This is a genomic window from Rothia sp. HC945 (assembly GCF_051370785.1).
Taxonomy (GTDB): Bacteria; Actinomycetota; Actinomycetes; order Actinomycetales; family Micrococcaceae; genus Rothia.
On sequence record NZ_JBFCSN010000003.1, the window covers coordinates 33506 to 50939 of the forward strand.

Sequence of the window (17434 nt, forward strand, 5' to 3'; positions counted from 1 at the left end):
GGATGCGTCCCACCGATACGGAGAAGTCCCCGGTCTATGTCGCTCACGGAGATCGACGCGCCGGGGAGTATGTGATACAGCCGCCCCGGCGCAGGACGACGACCGACGAGCACCGCTGGAGTTGATGACTAGCCAGGGGACCTCCGGTCTCAGAGGACTCATGACTCCGGCGTTCCTTCGAAGTAGTCGTACAACTCAGCCGCCACCGGTTTTTCAATGTCAAGTCTTATCCTGACGGCGTTCACCAATTCGGAATCGCCTGGCATTCGATAATTTTCCGCTGCGCGGGGGGAAGCTTTACCCAGATAGTAGAACTCCCGGCTTTCAGCAATATGCCTACGCACAAATAAATGAATTTTTGGAGGATTGACCGGATCTAGAATCTTCCGAACCGTTTTATCTTCAAGTGTTACCCCCCTCCTGGAATACCAAGTGAAGGTCGAGGTGCCATCGAACGAATCTTCATAATCGATCTGAGATGTTACCCCGATCGATTTATTATAATTAACAAAAACAGGGCATGTCATCGTGGCAGTATCCACCCTGTATCCGAACATTACCCCCTTTTGGTTCGACCGCCAATTGAGTAGTCTACAAACGTCTTTCTTAGAATATCTCGAACCGACAACAAGACCGCCCTGCCAGTCGAAACGATGCCTAGCCAGATGCAGAGAAGTATCAATAACATCGTCAACATATGTGCCAAATGAAGAACTGGACGCGTACAGGTCGGCAAAGTTATTGGAGAGCCGGACGGCATCGGTGAGGCGCGTAACGACTGGATCGTCGCCATATTTCTCGAGCTCTTGTTTCGTAGAGAACCCAAAGTCCAAAACCCGCAAGCTGGAGAGCAACGACGCGTCGATCGACTTGACCCCTTCACCATTCAAGACCTGCCGCAAGTCTTCTATGGTTGCGCATCCGCCCTGCACACGCAGGAGATGGCGAAGTACCAGGGCCTCATGTGGTCGCTTACTGCTAAGGACCTCGCTACTCAAGAAGCGCAGAAACTGCGCCTCTTCTTCGCTGGGGCAGTCACCCACGAGCTCAGCTTCCGCAAGGAAGCTCCAGTAATTTCTTGTCCTGGTAAGTGTCGCGACGAGCAATGGGTCGGCCACATCATGAAGCGCCAAATCCAGCAACCGTGGCACTGCCCCAATCCGGCGACCCAGATCTCTGACAGCCTGGCTGAGATTGCCCCAAGTTCCGATCCTCGCCTGATTCAGCGAGTCGATGATTCGCTGTCGTGCCACTCGGTCGAAGTTGACCCGGGAAACGCCAGCGATACTTGATGACTCGAGAACCTTGGCACGCAGCTCATCTTTATTCAGCGACGAGTTACCGTATAACGCCATGGGGATGAGAAAGTTATTACTGTAATTCCCAATGAAGTCGATGACACGAAGGTGATCTTTACCAGCCGCCTTTCGGAGGCCGCGACCGAGCTGTTGAGTGAATATGATGCTGGATTCCGTACCACGCATCATGACCACCTGATTAATGGAGGGTATATCGATACCCTCATTAAAGATGTCGACAGAAACAAGATAGTCAAGATCGCCATCCGATAGCTGCTGCATCGCCGATTCCCGTTCAGAAACAGGGACTTGCCCAGAGAGAGCACGCACCTTCAGAGGTTGACCATTAACCACCTTTCCAGTCATCCAACTGGCGACTCTCACAGCCTCGTCATTCCGCGAGCAGAAAATCAGCCCTCTAACGCCCCCTACGTGACCGTAGGTTTTGATCATCGAAAGAACGTGCCTCATGCGCTCGTCCGTCACCAATTTCGCCAGATCGCTCGTTTCGTTGACGGTGTTTCCGCTCAAGTCTGTGTAATCGCTGACGCCATAGTAATTAAAAGGAGCCAACATCCCAACCTCTAGGGCATCCTGTAGGCGGATATCGCACGCAACGTTATAGTCAAATAGCTGGTAAATGTTGAAATCGTCCATACGGTCCGGAGTAGCGGTCAGACCTAATAGAAATTTGGGGGCGAAATAATCTATAATTCGCAAGTATGTTTTCGAGCCCGCCCGATGAGTTTCATCGATGAGGATGTAGTCAAAATCAGCGGGAGATAATTTCCCGTTCTTAATTGCCTGGTGCATCGACTGGACTGTCGCAAAAGTCAGGTTTCGATCGCCCTGAAATTTTCCGCCGCCGATGGACCCGATCGCGTCCATGCTGATACCCAGTACACGGGCGAACTCTTCCTTCGCCTTATTCAGAATGCCCTCGGTGTGCGCTAGGAAGAGGCACCTCTGGGGCTGAGCCTGTTTTACTTCGAGGGCGGCCAGGATCGTCTTTCCCGTCCCCGTAGCGGAGACGACTAATGCGCGTTTCTCTCCCTCTTGTCTCAGAGTTGTAAGCGCCTCGAGGGCTCGAGCCTGCATCTCATTTGGGGTGATGCCACCGCTCGGGAGCACGTCACGAGGACCGGCTTCACGTTCTTCTGGCCCAACAAGCGCGACCCAACCCTCTCGATACTGCTCAATCCACTCCGGGGTCAACAGTTCAGATTTGCGCAGCTGCTTGTCGAGCGCCCGATGAACCTGCTCCGTAATGTGCCCTTCAGGCGCCGCCGCAAATTTCAGGTTCCACTCCTCGTTAGAAAGCAGCGCCTTTCGGGTGAGATTTGAGCTGCCCACGATGACAGTCTGCCCAGAATCCTGGTCAAAGAGATATCCCTTGGGGTGGAATCCGGATGCTTCATCCGGATAGACGTGGACATCAATATTCTTCAAGGCCAGCAGTTCAAGGAACATATCAGGATCGTTAAACCCCAAATACGTCGAGGTTATGATGGTTCCCCTGCCTTGGAAGTCCAGCAAGCATTGTTTCAGTAAGGCCAGGGCCCCGGAACTGATGAATGCCACCGAAAAGACGAACCGATTAGACTTCTTCAGCTCCGTTTCAAGCGCCCGGAGCATGGTCATTTCCCCATCATTCGAGATGAGCTCCGGGTGCTGGCGTCGGTCCGATGCTGCAAGACGATCGACAAACCCGTACTCGAGATCTGCGCGAAGTCCCGATTGTGATGCCGTCATGGGCGATTATCGCCCTGTATGATCTCCACCGCCGGCACATCTGCGGGTGCCCAGGAGAGCACGCTGAGTTCACTCACGGGAACCCAGCGAATTTCGGAGTGTTCGGAAAGTTCAGGATCTGAGCCCTTGAGTGTACACCTATACGTAGACAGGACGACGATTCCGAAGTCGTACTCGTGCTCGGTCGCGGTGACAAATTCACCGACCTCTACTTCGCAGTTTAGCTCTTCGCGCATTTCCCGAGCTAAAGCCAATTGAGGCGTTTCTCCCGCGCCAATTTTGCCACCCGGAAACTCCCAATAGCCCTCTAGAGTCATTCCGGGCCCCCGCCGTGCTGCGAACACAGCATCACCACGCGTCAGGATTGCACCGACAACTTCAATTCGCTTCTTCATATGTGCTCCTGACTCAACCCCGACGGTGTGCCCTCAACCACTGGGACCTTACCAAAGCTCGCATGCCTGACTCGCACCCTACTGGCCGAAAAGAGGATAGCTAAATATCTCACATCCTGAGATTCCGCGTCCTCATCCTGCTAGCTCGGCGTATGCTCAGGCGTCAATATTGTAGGCCTGCCCTGAGATGCAAGGAGTCATCATGACCTCTGGGCTATTTCGCACCAAGTCCGTCGAGCAGAGCATTCGGGACACCGAAGAACCCGAGCATCAGCTCAAGAAGAATCTCGGTGCACTCGATCTCATCGTCTTCGGCGTCGGCGTGTGCATCGGAGCGGGCATCTTCGTGCTGACGGGTCATGCCGCCGCAACCAATGCGGGACCCGCCATTGTCCTGTCCTTCCTGATCGCCGGGCTCGCCTGTGGGCTGGCGGCCATGTGCTACGCCGAGCTGGCCTCGACCGTGCCCGTCGCCGGTTCCGCCTACACCTTCACGTACGCGACCCTCGGAGAGCTGGCCGCCTGGATCATCGGGTGGGACCTCATCCTCGAATTCACGGTCGGCGCGGCCGCACTGGCGACGTCCTTCAGTCAATACTTGGGGGTCCTGCTCGCGGATACGCCGCTCGCCATCCCGGACGCCCTGGCCTCGACCGAGACCGGCTGGATCAACCTCCCTGCGTTCCTGCTGGTCGCGGCCCTGACGGTCGTCCTGATCACCGGCGTCAAGCTGTCGAGCCGGCTCAACCAGGTGGTCACCGGCATCAAGCTCCTGGTCGTCGTCGCCGTGATCATCGTCGGCATCTTCTTCGTCAAGGTCTCCAACTGGGTTCCGTTCATCCCGCCCGCCCAAGGAGCCAGCGAGGCCGACGGCAGCGCACTCACGCTCCCCCTGGTCCAGTCGATCTTCGGCATCGCGCCCAGCGTATTCGGCATCGGGGGCGTCTTCGCGGCCGCGGCCATGGTGTTCTTCGCGTTCATCGGCTTCGACATCGTGGCCACCACGGCCGAGGAGACACGCAACCCGCAAAGGAACCTGCCCATCGGCATCTTCGGTTCCCTGGCCATCGTCACCATCTTGTACGCCGGCGTCTCTCTGGTCATCACCGGCATGCAGAACTACAAGGACATTGATCCGAAGGACGGCGCCCCACTCGCCACAGCCTTCACCAACAACGGCCTCCCGGCCATGGGCAACATCATCGCGATCGGCGCCTGCATCGGACTGATCGTGGTGACCATGATCTTGTTCCTCGGCCAGACCCGCGTCGGCTTCTCGATGTCACGCGACAACCTGCTCCCCCAGGCTTTGGGCAAGACACACCCCAAGTTCAGGACGCCGTACCGCTTCACGATGCTCGCCGGCCTGGCCATCGCGCTGCTCGCAGCCTTCGTTCCGCTGGCCAAACTCGCCGACCTCGTGAACATCGGTACCCTCTCGGCCTTCGTTCTGGTCTCCGTGGGCGTGATCGTCCTCCGCAAGAAGCGGCCCGATCTGAAACGCTCCTTCAAGGTTCCGTTCGTTCCTGTCCTCCCGATCGTCTCAGCGATCGTCTGCTTCTACCTGATGATGAACCTGCCCCTGGAAACGTGGATCCGCTTCGTCATCTGGCTCGCCCTCGGCATCGTGGTCTACTTCCTCTATTCGCGGCGGCACAGCAGGATCGGGCGGAACTCCTCGGAAGACGCCTCGCCAGAAAACCCGGAGGCGGCCGTCTCGATAGACTGACCGTCCTATGGCACGTCGACCCAGAGCCTCAAGTCCCGTCCCGCCACGCGACGGCGTTTCACCAACGCGCGTCAGACTCCCCGCGAGCGGCGGGTACGGGACCGTCGCGGACTTCCTCACCGATCGATTCCCTCCGCACGACGCCGGGTTCACCCGTGAGCTCTTCGTCCAAGGAGACGTCTTCCACGCGGACGGCACCCCGTTGGACGCCGATGCCGCGTTCGTGCCCGGCGGCCACGTGTGGGTGTTCCGACCCCTGCCCCACGAGCCCGAGCTGCCCGGAGACCTGCCGATCCTCTACGAGGACGACCACGTGCTCGCCGTCGACAAGCCTCATTCGCTCCCGGTGACGCCCCGCGGTTCGTTCGTCCGGCAGACCGCAGTCACGAAACTGCGGAACAGCACCGGGAACAAGGACCTGACGCCCGCGCACCGACTCGACCGGCTCACGGCGGGGGTGCTCCTCTTCGCCAAGACACGCGAGGCCCGCGGCCCGCTTCAGGGACTGTTCGAACTCCAACGGGTATCGAAGACGTACGAACTCATCGCCCCGCTGGAACCGGTGGTCCCTGAACGGCCGGACGCCAACGACGTCGTCCCTCCCCGAACTCTGCCGAAGTATCCGGCGGAGCCGCACACGGTCCGGTCGCGCATCGTCAAGGACTCCACCGCCCTCCAGGCGCGAGAGGTGGAGGGACCGCCCAACGCGATCACGGGCGTGGTGCTCCTCCACGAGCTCGGCAATACCGGTTGGGGTCTGTACGGAGCGAACCCGTTGTCAGGCAAGACCCACCAGATCAGAGTCCACCTGAATTCCCTCGGCAGGCCGATCTACGGCGATCCTCTGTACCCGCAGATCAGGAACGACGAATTGGTGCGCCCGATCGGTCGACTCCAGTTGCTGGCCCGGGAAATCCTCCTCAAACATCCGTTCACTCAGGAGTACCTTCGCATCCGATCAGACCGTAACCTGGGGATCAGCACGTTCGCCGATTCCACCGGAATCGGATCCGCCGACCGGGAGGAACCATGAGCAACGAGACCCATCCGACCACGCCGAATGCCCCGAGCGATCGGTCCCGCACCGTCACGGCCTCCCGCGGCCTGTTCTTCAGCGCCAAACAGAAGGACAAGGCCGAGTATGCTCAGCGGGCCGAACGGGCCTCGTACTCCGTGAACCGCTTGTTCGTCCACCGGCTCATGCATGTGCCCGGAACCCTGATCGGCGAACCGACGCTCCCGCCCGTCCAAGGGCTCCGGAAAAAGGTCACCGACTGGAACTACTGGTGGCAGGCCCACCTCCTGGACGCCTTCGTGGACGCGGGCCAGCGAGCCGCCGGTTCCGGGCGCGATTCCGCGGCCAAATGGGTCATCGACCAGAGCCACCGGCTGCTCCGCGGTATCCGGGTCCACAACTTCGGCACCTACGTGAATGCCTACTACGACGACATGGCCTGGCTCGTCCTCGCCGCGCAGAGACTCAACGCGCTCTCCCATCAGGTCAACGGCACTGGTTCGGCACCAGCCCAGGAAGTGGGCCGCACCCTCTACCCCCAATTGCGCAAAGCCGTGACAGAGGATCTCGGCGGTGGGGCTTTCTGGTCCAAGGCGGAAGATTTCAAGAACCTTCCCGCTTCCGGCCCCATCGCAATTGCCCTGGCCAGGGCCGGCGAGCACGAGGCCGCGGGTCGGCTCGTCGAGTGGTTCCGCAGCAACCTGTGGTCACCGGAGAAGGGCTACCTGGACGGGATCAAACTGGTGCTCCAGCGGGACGGGTCCCGCGAACACGCACTCCAAGAAGCCGCATTCCCCTACAACCAGGGTGTTGCCATCGGGGCACACTTGGAGACCCCAGGCAGCGACCTGCGGCACGTCGAGGATGTCATCCGGCTGGTCCTGGAGCGCTTCACCGTCCCTCATATGGAGGGAGACACAGAATTCCGTGTTCTCGACACTCGTGGTTCGGGAGGCGGCGGGCTGTTCGCCGGCATCCTGGCCCGTTACCTGGCAAACGCTGCCCAGGACGCGCGGGTGGATCCCAAACTGCGAAGCGCCGTCCGGGAGGCCGTCATCGCCACGGGCGAGTTGCTGTGGGCCGGCCGGCGTGAATACGACCCCGATCTGCCGCTCAACGAACCGGGAATCGACGTCACCGAGATCCGAGGTGAGTCGGTGGTTCTCTTCTCCCCCGACGCCACCCGTCACAGCGCCGAGACCCTCGGGACCGGAGCCAAGGTCGAGTTGAGCTCGCAGATTCAGGCATGGACCATCCTCGAGGCCGCCCACCGGCTGACGTAGGCCACAGGTTCGGACGTTCCGGCGGTACGTCTGTACGGCCGGGGGCGGTTCGGCGCTCCGGCGGTACACCGGAGTGCTCTGCCAGTACGGCGCTCCGTCCGGGGGTGCCCCAGTGGCGGGACTGTCGCAGGGGCGGGCGTGGCTGACTTCGACGGCCCCTGCGACCCGGTTGCGTTCTCCACCAGCAGCTCCCGGCATTGGTGGGCTTCGTTGAGGCGGTGGTTGCCCGATTCGGTGGCGATTACCTGCCTTATGTGGGGGATAGAGCTCCACCTAACGCTTGTAAACGCCTCTCATTCCGGTAACCGCCACAGAACAGGGCATCATGGGCACGGCGACGTCGTCGGAGACCCCCTCCCCATCGGGTAACCGCCACCCAACCGCGTCTCGCGACACCCGTCTCACGGCGAGGTGGCGCGTTCGTGCGGATTGGCGGGCCAAAACCGCACGCCGCTGCCACCTCGCGGCGGGGCGGTCGCGGCGGGGCGGCCGCGGCGGGGATGGGCACCCCGCTTCGGTTCAGCGGGTAGCCGAACCCGCCGAACAAAACCTCAAATGGCTAGGCATCACACCAACCCGTGAGATAGAACCGAATTATGAGCAGAGTACGCACCCCGGATCCCACTCCGGGCTGGCTCTCGGAAGAAGAGCTGGCTCAGGCCCGACAGCAACTTCCGATGGTCTATGTCCAAGCCGTCCCGGTGACGCTGGACCCCCTGGGCTGTGTCAGCGATGTGGGGCTCCTGCTACGACCGAACGATGAAGGCAACATGATCCGGTCCTTCGTCTCGGGGAGGGTCCACTATCGGGAGACCGTGCGGGCGGCCCTGTTGCGCCATCTCGAGAAGGACCTCGGGCCCCTCGCGATGCCGCAGTTGCCGCCCTCTCTGACCCCGTTCACGATCGCCGAGTATTTCCCGCATCCGTCCCAGTCCGGCCTCACCGACGACAGGCAGCACGCCGTGGCCCTCTGCTACGTGATCCCGGTGAATGGCGACTGCGAACCGCGCCAGGACGCCCTGCAACTGTCCTGGCTCACCCCGGAAGAGGCACTGCGAGAAGAAGTCCAGGAAGAATTCGAAGGCGGAAGCGGGGATCTGGTCCGCAGGGCCCTCGCCTACGCAGGATGGGGACGTTGCTGATGCGTGAGAACGCCAAGAAGACCATCGTTATCACCGGTGCCTCGGACGGCATCGGTGCCGCGGCCGCGCGCCGGCTGAGTTCGGCGGGGCACGACGTCGTCGTGGTCGGGCGGTCGCCGGAGAAGACTCGATCCGTCGCGGAGTCGATCGGTGCACGCCATTTCGTCGCCGATTACTCCGACCTGTCTCAGGTGCACGCGCTCGCGTCGGACATCGCAGAATCCACCGACCGCATCGACGTCCTGGCCAATAACGCGGGCGGCATCTTCGGCAAGGGCCGGTGGATCACGACCGACGGCCACGAGATGACCTTCCAGGTCAATTACCTCGCGCAGTTCTACCTGACGAGGTTGCTCATAGACCGGCTCATCTCATCGAACGCCACCGTGATCAATACGTCCTCCTTGGTCCACCGCCTCTTTTCGCGCTTCTCGCTCGAGGACCTCGACGCGGAGAATCGGTACGACCCACGGACCGCCTATGGAAACGCCAAACTCGCCGACTTGCTCCACGCCCAGGAATTGTCGCGCAGGTACGGCCACCTCGGCCTCACCTCGGCCTCGTTCCATCCGGGTGTGATCAGCAGCAATTTCGCTCAGGAGTCCGTTGCGGGCGCCGGCGTCGATGCCCTCTATCGCGGCCCCGCACAGAAGTTGCTCAGCGGTCCGGACCAAGGGGCCGACACCCTTGTCTGGCTCGCGGAGGCGGCACCGTGGGCCGACTTCGGCTCAGGCGGATACTTCGCCAAGAAGAAACCCGCGAGCATCGCTCGGCCGGCGCAGGATCCGTTGACCGCCTACAAGCTCTGGGAAACCTCCGAGCAAATGATCGAGGGCCTGCCGGACCTGGCTTCCTGATCCTCACGGACCCTCTAGGATAGGTCTGGTGTCCAACACCGAATTTCCCAATCCCAGTTTTCGCTTCGATCTCGGCGACCGACTCGCCGAGACATCGGGCGATGATGCCTCCTCTGCGGCCCTGAACCGCAACAACGGGGGCGAATTCCTCGGCCGAACGGGAGTGATCACCACACCGCACGGCACGATCCAGACGCCTGCCTTCGTCCCCGTGGGAACCAAGGCGACCGTCAAAGCGGTCCTGCCTGGTCAGATGGAGGACCTCGGCGCTCAGGCCCTGCTCGCCAACGCGTACCACCTGTACCTCCAGCCAGGTCCGGATGTGCTCGATGCCGCGGGCGGTCTCGGCCGATTCATGAACTGGGATGGACCGACCTTCACGGACTCGGGTGGTTTCCAGGTCATGTCCCTGGGTTCCGGGTTCAAGAAGGTCATCGACATGGGGACGGTCGAGGGCGCCCGGGGCGCGGACGGCAGGCCTGTGGGGGACGACGACGTCGCCCGCGGCAAAGAGCGCATGGCTCACGTCGACGACGACGGCGTGACCTTCAAGTCCTATCTCAACGGGGACCTCCACCGCTTCACGCCGGAGGTCTCGATGAGCGTGCAGCACCGGCTCGGAGCCGACGTCATGTTCGCCTTCGACGAGTTGACCACGCTCTACAACTCCCGCGGTTACCAGGAGGAAGCCCTCGAGCGGACGCGCCTGTGGGCCATGCGATGCATTGCGGAGCACCAGCGTCTCACGCGAGAGAGGTCCGAGAAGCCCTACCAGGCGCTGTTCGGAGTGATTCAGGGTGCCCAATACGAGGACCTCCGCCGGAAGGCGTGCCGAGACCTGGGTGACATGGAGTTCGACGGCTTCGGCATCGGCGGGGCGCTTGAGAAAGAGAATCTGGGGACGATTGTCCGTTGGTGCAATGAGGAGCTTCCGGAGAACAAGCCCCGGCACTTGCTCGGGATCTCGGAACCGGACGACATCTTCGTGGCGATCGAGAACGGGGCGGACACCTTCGACTGCGTCTCCCCCACCCGCGTGGCACGGACCGCGGCCGTGTACTCGCCGGACGGACGATTCAACGTGTCCAACGCCCGCTTCAAAACGGATTTCACCCCGATCTACGACGGGTGCGACTGTTACACCTGCGCGCACTACACCAAGGCGTATCTGCACCATCTGTTCAAGGCCAAAGAGCGCCTGGCGGCCACGCTCGCCTCAATCCACAACGAGCGTTTCATCGTCCGCATGGTCGATACCGCACGAGAAACCATCGCCTCCGGGGAATATTTTCAGTACCGCGACGAGTTTCTCGGTAGGTACTACGCGTAGGAAGGCGGAGAAGTGAGCATTCTGACCACGGTCCCGACGAACCAGATCGTCTCGATCTCCGGCGACGTCCCGGCACCGCCCAAGGACGTCTTCGGTGCCTTCGTCGATCCGCTCCGGCTCGCGGGATGGTACGGCCCGGAAGGGTGGATCGTGCCCGCGCACACGATCTCGATCGATCCCCGACCCGGAGGCACGTTCCGGCTTGCGATGGTCAACCACGCCCAGCCGGGGCAGGCCGTGCCGCTGTACTCGACGTTCGTGAGCGTGGTCGAGGGCGAACTCCTCGAACACCGGGAGTCGCTCCCCGGCCCGGACGGGGAGGCCTCGGATGCGACGGTCCTCCACCGGATCGAGTTCCTGCCACGCGAGATCGACGGGTCTGAGGGCACGCGCGTCGTCGTGAGCCAGGGCCCTTTGCCCCGTGAGGTTCACGCAACCGTCGTCGACGGCTGGCGGTCGGCCCTGGACGAGTTGGCGAATGCCGTGGCCTCTGAACGCAGGGTTCGCACGGCCAACTGACCCGCCCGTGGAGGTCGTGCGGGGTCAGGGTTGGCTCTTGCCCTGCGCGGCCTTCCTGCTCTCGGCCCGAAGGGCGCGCATCTGGCGCGTCTCCGGGTTCTCGGTCCCGGTCAGGACCCTGCCCTCGAAGTCGCCCGGGTCTTCATCCTCGTACTGTCGCGCGTCGGCCAGTTCCTCGTCCGCGTTCTTGCGCTTGAGATGTTCCACGTACAGGTGGCCCGCGGTGTAGAGCAGTATGCCGATCAGCAGCCACACGAGCTCCAGGACGATATCCCCGCGGATCGAGGCCTCCGGCAGGTACACCTGGAGCCTGATCGCCCCGAGCGCCGCCGAACTCGGCACCACGTGGTTGAGCACCGTGTAAATGTGAGGGGCCATGTCCAGGGGCAGCAGCAGCCCCGAGCTCGGCACACCGCACATGACGAACAGTGGCAAGGAAATCAACATGACGGAATTTCGGAGGAACAGCGCCCCACCCAGGGTGAAGAACTGAATCGTCAGTGACGTCAGGAACAGAATCCCCCAGACCGTCCACGGTGCACCCGGGTGCAGGAATTGGACCACGTGCACCGAAATCACGTACTGGAGGAACGTGTTCGCGGCCGCAACCCCGATGACCCACGCGACGCGTCTGCCCCAGTGCCAGCCTCGTCCGACCAGTCCGATCATCATTCCGGCCAGATTCGAGCCGACGATTCCCCCCATGCCGAGGTACATCATCGACATGCCGAATTTGTCGTGCCCGTCCGTCGGGGCGACGTCCACGTTCTCCATCGGTTTCCCTTGCGTCAGGGTTCCGAAGAGCTTCTCGACCGAGCTCTCGGCCTGCATTCCGTTGCCGGTCGCAACGTACAGGATGGACGAGGCCGGGTCCTTCCGCTCGGAAATGTCGCCCGCGGCGGACGCCGGGACGAACGCGGCGCGGGCCTTGTTCTCGGTGACGTCCTGACGTGCCTGGTCGGCGTCGTCGACCGTGCGAACCTCGTATTCGGAGGAAGGCAGCTCCTTCATGGTCTGCGCGAGCTTCTCCGAGGTCTGGTCGGCGACGACGACGTCGAGCTTCATGTGGTTCGGCGACGGGGCGTGCACGAGGCCGATGTACATCAGAGGCAGCGCGATCATCATGATGACGGGCAGCTTGAAAGCATGGACCAGCCCGAAACGGTTCTTCATCTGCTCTTCGGAGACCAGTCTCCGGCTCCCGAAGTAGTGCCGGAAACCGGGCGAGGAGTACGTCCGGCGAATGTGGCGGCCCGTGCCCGCCGGAACCGGCTCCGCCTCGTCCTTCTCTGAGGACAAAGCATCATCATCCGAGGCTTTCGGTCTCTTCAGGAACGACGACGCCAGCAGGATGAGGGCGAGGAAGAACCACACCATGAGCGTGATGATGTAACTGCTCAGCGGCGCGTTCGGGAAGTAGAGGATCCTGCGCAGGGCCTCCATGAGGGCCGGAGTCGGCAGAATCTTGTGCAGCCCCTGGAATACGGGCGGAACCAATTCGATCGCCATGCCCGCCCCGGACGAGGGGATACCGAGCAGGACCAGCAGGAACATTGTCGGCAGGGCCATGTAGAGCCCGATGAGTCTGAGTCCGCCCGTGTGGAACAGCATCACCGTAAAGGACATGAAAGCCAGCAGACAGAACACCGGCAAGCCGTGTTCGGAGAAGGCCCCGTGCACCGCGTAGGCGATGAACATCGGGACCGTCGCGATGAACAGCGCCATGATTCCCATGATGGTGATCGCGACCTTGGCACTGAGTTGGGCCAGGTTGCTCCTCAGGCCGACCGCGGTCATGAAACTCGCGATCAGCACGGGCAACCCCATGAACATCAGCGAGGTCCCCATCCCGTCGTTGGGCGGGGGCGGGACCAGGTCGTCCACGGTCGGTTTGGGCACGTCCTCGGCGTCCTGGTACTGCCCGGACTGGACCAGGATCTGTGGTGCCGCCTTCTCGAAGTACGCCTCCGCAAACTGAGCGGCCGTGGAGGCTCCCATCGTCGCGACGTACTCCGTATTGGTCTGCGGATCCCAGGCTGCACGGATTTCCAAGGACTCGATCTTGTCCTTGGCCTCGTCCGCCGATCCGACCGCCGAGACCTCGTAGGCGCCCCCGGATGTGGCGTTGAGCTTCGTCGCCATCTGCTCGGTCTTCTGGTCGGAGCCGATCACCGCGACCTTGAGCCCGTGCGGGGACGGCGAATGCATGCTGAATCCGTAGACCAAGGGGAACATGATGGTCATGAACAGAGGCAGAACGATGGAGAACTTCAGGACCTTGGAGGCATGCTTCCTGAGACCCGCTGCGTTCATGCGCCGGCGTCGAGATGTCATGAGACCTTCTTCTTGCGATCGCTGTGGCGGAGGATGGGCATGGCCTGGGTGTCTGCTTCCCGCTCCGCGGGCGTCCGGGTGAGCAGGATCAGGACGAATCCGACCGCGGCGCCGATGGCGGTTTCCGCCATGCGAGCGGTCAGGATCTCCGTGGGCGAGGCCGGATGTGCCAGTTGCACCATCATGAGTGCCAATGGTGTCACGAAGAACATCGCGAACCCGTAATTCCTCATCACGTAGGCCTCCGCCAGGAATTGGAGAATGACCACGTAAACGGCCATGTGCCACTCGTGCAGGCCGGTCGAGAACAGGAACGCGGCGATCAGAATTCCACCGAAGGTACCGACGATGCGCTGGATGCATTTGTACAGCCGGGCGGTCACGTTCGGTGCGGCGATGGGCGCGACCGCGGCGACCATGGCCCAGTACGCGTGGCTGAGCCCGGACAATTGGCCCACGACGCCGGCGATCGCCGCCGCGCCGAAGAACATCAGCCCGCGCTGAAAGATCTGTTTCCTCGTCTGGTCGTGGTGGGCCGGGACGGGTGCTACGGGTCCCCGGCGCCCCTCGCCGAGGAAAGACCCGGCCATTCCGGCCAGGATCGACCAGGCGGCGGCGCCCACCCCAGCAAGCAGTGCCAGGAGGACGGGCGGGGTGGTCGGCATCGATCCGACCGCGCCCGAAGCGAAGATGAAGAACAGGCCTCCCGGTGGTCGCAGGGTCAGGATCAGGCCGATCATTGCGCCCACGCCGCCGACCAGCGCGCACACCAGGATCACGGCCCAGGGGCCGGGTTGGAGGTATGCGAGCGCGAGGCCGACGCCGATCGAGGCGATGAGCAGAGCGGCCGCCTGGGACTGGTGCCGGAGCCTGTCCCTGAGGGGCTCCTGGCGAGCATAGATCGAGGTGAATGCGCCGAAGGAAGCGTAGATCGAGAGATCCACCCGACCCAGGAGGAGGAGCACGGCCAGCGGCACGGCCACGCTCGCCGCGATCCGGATTGCCGGTATGTGGTCCGCCTTGGATGGGGCGAACGACACGATCTCGCGGATGTGGCCATTGGTCACTGTGGGATGGGCTCCTCAGGGGGTTGGACGACGGATGTTTGGTACAACGTACGGTTGCGGCGGATCGGGGGTCGAGATCCTTCGGTCCCGGGGACGGCGACCCCGAGCCGGATTCCCTCGGCACGAGAGAAGAGCCGGTGCCCGTACGGTGGCTGACAAGCCACACCTTGCTTAATACTAAACCCCCTGACTCGAGCCACCACCCGTGGCTTGTAACTTAGTTTGTATGACCGCGCGGACCCGTATTCACGATGACCCGATCGAGCTGTGGCGTTCCGTGGCCCAGCTCAGCCCCCGGGTTCTCCCGTCACCGGGCGCGTCCAGCCGGTCTATCACGGTCAAGGACTACCTTTCCGGCCACTACATGCCGTGGGAGCCCGGTACGGGCCATTCGAGCTCCGCGCGGGACCGCTCGTGGCACCACACGGTATTCGCCGGCCTGGTCAGGTATCGACGGCTGCTCGAATACGCCGGGTTCGCCCCGGCGGAGACGATGGGACGCACCGAGCTGACCGCGCTCTTTGCCGGGTCAGTTTCGGAAGACGGTCAGCTTCTCCCGGACTCGCTCGAGCTCTCGAGAACCGCGTGGGCCGCCGCCGCCGCGGGGACGGGAACCGGGACAACGGATCTGCCCGAAACCTATGCCGAGGCCGCGCGAGACTGGCGAGACGGTCTGATTCGCACGTGGGCCGAACACGGGGTCCGGATGCGCGGAATTCGGGCGAACGGCCCGCGCGCGGAGACGCCCCGGCCCATCATCGACGAGACCGGCCGGCGTCACCCCGATCGTCCGCGCCGGCGTCTGCTCGAACGCTCCGACATCGTGACGGCCGTCCGATACACCAGAGACTTTCTGGGAATCCCGGAGGTGTTCCCCGACCAGGCCAAAAATCTTCCCGTGCGCATTCGCAGCATTCTGGGACCCCCGCCGAGCTCCGCCGGGGACATGTCCCAGCTCAATCACCCGGCGGCGAAGGATCTGGATCTCGCTACGGAGACGACCCGATTCCGGCAGGCGGCCGCTGGACTGCTGGGCGTCGACGCCGCGGAACCCTTCGAACACGTCCAGGATTCCAGGGAAGCCCTCTACTATGCGGTGGCACCCCGGATGGTTCCGGAAGGAACCTTCCACCTCAGCCGCCCGTCGGTGTCCACGCAGTTCGCCATCAATGCCTCCCTCAACGAACTCGCGGAGTCCGAAGGGCTGTGGACCTGTCCTCGCAGCACCGCGGCTGGGGCGCCGGAACCCGAATGGGCCGACGACGTCGTCGCGGGTCTTGTGACTCGGAGGGCGGTCGCGATGGCGGAGATCCCCGACCCGGCGGAGCTGTTCGATCCCGAAGCCCTGAGCTGGTCCTCGGGCCGGCACCTTTTCGCTCTTCACCCGGACCTGACCGGATCCGAATTCGTCCGGTCGTCGCCGTTGCGGCCCACGTCCGAATCTGAAGCGGGCTCCTCGGTGCATGTGCGCATCCTTCCCGGCATGAGCGCTCTGAGCCCCTACCAAGGCTTCGCCGACGGGCAGACCGTGGACGCCGTCCGGGCGATCGACATGGTTCTCAACACCTTGAACCACGTCTCCCCGACCATGGGCCCCGAGGACTACGAGACCTGGGACGAGACCGCCAGGACCGTCCTGGAGAACGTGGAGAGGGTCAAGTCCCTGCTCGCGGAAAGGCAGAGGTTCCACGAGGTCGTCCCGATGCTCTTGCGCAACGAACACGTGGTGACGGACATCGCTGAGGCGCTCGCCGAGTCGACCTCCGGTATCGAGGAGAAAGAGGACGAGTTGGCCGGGCTCAGCCGGTCCCACCAGGCCGCCCGGGCCAAGTCGATGGAGTACAGCGATGCGATAGCGGCCCATCTGAGGGACGAACCTCGCATGATCGCCCGGCTGGCAACGTTCGGTCGAAACCGCATCCCTTGGCGCGAGAGGCTGGCTCAATTGCGTCGGGATCAAAGCCTCGCCCAGGCGGGCGAAGAATCAGCGCAGGCAAAGGTCGACCGGGTGCACCGAGAACTCCGCCAGTTGCGGGCAGCCCACGAGGCGTTGCGGGACGACCTGCGGGACAACAAGGAATCGGTGCGCTCTCTTCGGGAGGAGCTCGCGAGTTACCCCCATCCTGACCACGCCGTCGACCAGGAGTGGCTGGCCGGGGACTGGCAGGAAGAAGGAGCCCCCGCTCCGTGGCTGGACGAGCAGGTCCAGAAGGCCCGCTACGACGCGTTCCAGGCCGCGCTGCGCATGCATTCGATGGCTATCCAGGGCCTGCCGGAGGAGTTCCGCACGGGACTTCTGGCCGCCCGGGACCTTCTGAATGGCCGCCCGTGCACAGATCCGTCCGCCGTCCTTTCCGCCTGGCAAGTGCTCGGCCTCGTGTTCCCACAGATCGGAGTCGCTTCCGAGCATCTTCCCGGGGTCTGCCGGAGTTTGGGAGAGCACCGACTGGGTTGGGTCGTGTATGCCGACGCCGACCGATTGCGGCCGGGCGTTGCCTACGCCGGCTTGCTGCACGCACACCGAGCGATTCTGATGGCGGGTCCTCAGGACGCCGCCGAGGGCTCGCCCGAAGCCCGACCTCCCTACACGGCGCCTCCTGAGGGGGTGCAGCTCTCTCTCGCGCGGACCCACTCGTGTTCCGAAGGTTGGGCTCCGGCGCGCACGAGCGCCTATGGCCTAGCCGTGGCGACGTCACGATATTCTGGCTGAACC

At 62.8% G+C, this 17434-nt stretch carries 12 protein-coding genes; 8 read left to right on the forward strand and 4 right to left on the reverse strand.

The genetic code is table 11. The features are described from left to right. Positions 1-158: 158 nt before the first annotated feature. Positions 159-3050 (reverse strand): DEAD/DEAH box helicase, encoded by a 2892-nt coding sequence (locus AB0Y14_RS10195; RefSeq protein WP_436589154.1) that lies wholly within the window; start codon positions 3048-3050, stop codon positions 159-161. After that, a complete protein-coding gene (locus AB0Y14_RS10200) occupies positions 3047-3445 on the reverse strand; it encodes a (deoxy)nucleoside triphosphate pyrophosphohydrolase (RefSeq protein WP_436589155.1) in 399 nt (132 codons plus the stop codon). Before AB0Y14_RS10200 ends, AB0Y14_RS10195 begins: the two co-directional genes overlap by 4 nt. Before the next feature lie 202 nt (positions 3446-3647). On the opposite strand from AB0Y14_RS10200, the gene AB0Y14_RS10205 reads away from it, so the two are divergent. The 7 genes from AB0Y14_RS10205 (at position 3648) to AB0Y14_RS10235 (ending at position 11320) form a co-directional block, all read left to right on the forward strand. Beyond that, entirely contained in the window at positions 3648-5174 is a 1527-nt protein-coding gene (locus AB0Y14_RS10205; protein ID WP_436589156.1) for an amino acid permease, read from the forward strand. Between the two features lie 7 nt (positions 5175-5181). Then, positions 5182-6207 carry a pseudouridine synthase gene (locus AB0Y14_RS10210; RefSeq protein ID WP_436589157.1) on the forward strand — a complete coding sequence of 342 codons (1026 nt, stop codon included), beginning with the start codon at positions 5182-5184 and terminating at the stop codon, positions 6205-6207. Further along, positions 6204-7472, forward strand: a complete 1269-nt coding sequence (locus tag AB0Y14_RS10215) for a glycoside hydrolase family 76 protein (protein WP_436589158.1) — start codon at positions 6204-6206, stop codon at positions 7470-7472. The genes AB0Y14_RS10210 and AB0Y14_RS10215 overlap by 4 nt, the downstream gene beginning before the upstream one ends. A gap of 596 nt (positions 7473-8068) precedes the next feature. Then, positions 8069-8614, forward strand: coding sequence for an NUDIX hydrolase family protein (locus tag AB0Y14_RS10220; RefSeq protein ID WP_129315153.1), 546 nt, complete (start codon positions 8069-8071; stop codon positions 8612-8614). After that, positions 8599-9471, forward strand: a complete 873-nt coding sequence (locus tag AB0Y14_RS10225; RefSeq protein WP_436589159.1) for an SDR family NAD(P)-dependent oxidoreductase — start codon at positions 8599-8601, stop codon at positions 9469-9471. The genes AB0Y14_RS10220 and AB0Y14_RS10225 overlap by 16 nt, the downstream gene beginning before the upstream one ends. Positions 9472-9499: 28 nt before the next feature. Further along, positions 9500-10801 carry a tRNA guanosine(34) transglycosylase Tgt gene (gene tgt / locus AB0Y14_RS10230; protein WP_436589160.1) on the forward strand — a complete coding sequence of 434 codons (1302 nt, stop codon included), beginning with the start codon at positions 9500-9502 and terminating at the stop codon, positions 10799-10801. 12 nt (positions 10802-10813) lie between these two features. After that, positions 10814-11320 carry an SRPBCC family protein gene (locus tag AB0Y14_RS10235; protein WP_436589161.1) on the forward strand — a complete coding sequence of 169 codons (507 nt, stop codon included), beginning with the start codon at positions 10814-10816 and terminating at the stop codon, positions 11318-11320. A 24-nt stretch (positions 11321-11344) separates the two neighbouring features. Here AB0Y14_RS10235 and AB0Y14_RS10240 read toward each other — a convergent pair whose 3' ends face one another. Both AB0Y14_RS10240 and AB0Y14_RS10245 read right to left on the reverse strand, forming a co-directional pair. After that, positions 11345-13654 carry an ABC transporter permease gene (locus AB0Y14_RS10240; protein ID WP_436589162.1) on the reverse strand — a complete coding sequence of 770 codons (2310 nt, stop codon included), beginning with the start codon at positions 13652-13654 and terminating at the stop codon, positions 11345-11347. After that, entirely contained in the window at positions 13651-14721 is a 1071-nt protein-coding gene (locus tag AB0Y14_RS10245; protein WP_436589163.1) for an FUSC family protein, read from the reverse strand. The genes AB0Y14_RS10240 and AB0Y14_RS10245 overlap by 4 nt, the downstream gene beginning before the upstream one ends. A 226-nt stretch (positions 14722-14947) precedes the next feature. Here AB0Y14_RS10245 and AB0Y14_RS10250 point away from each other — a divergent pair, with 226 nt between their 5' ends. Then, a complete protein-coding gene (locus tag AB0Y14_RS10250; protein WP_436589164.1) occupies positions 14948-17431 on the forward strand; it encodes a hypothetical protein in 2484 nt (827 codons plus the stop codon). Positions 17432-17434 lie beyond the last annotated feature (3 nt).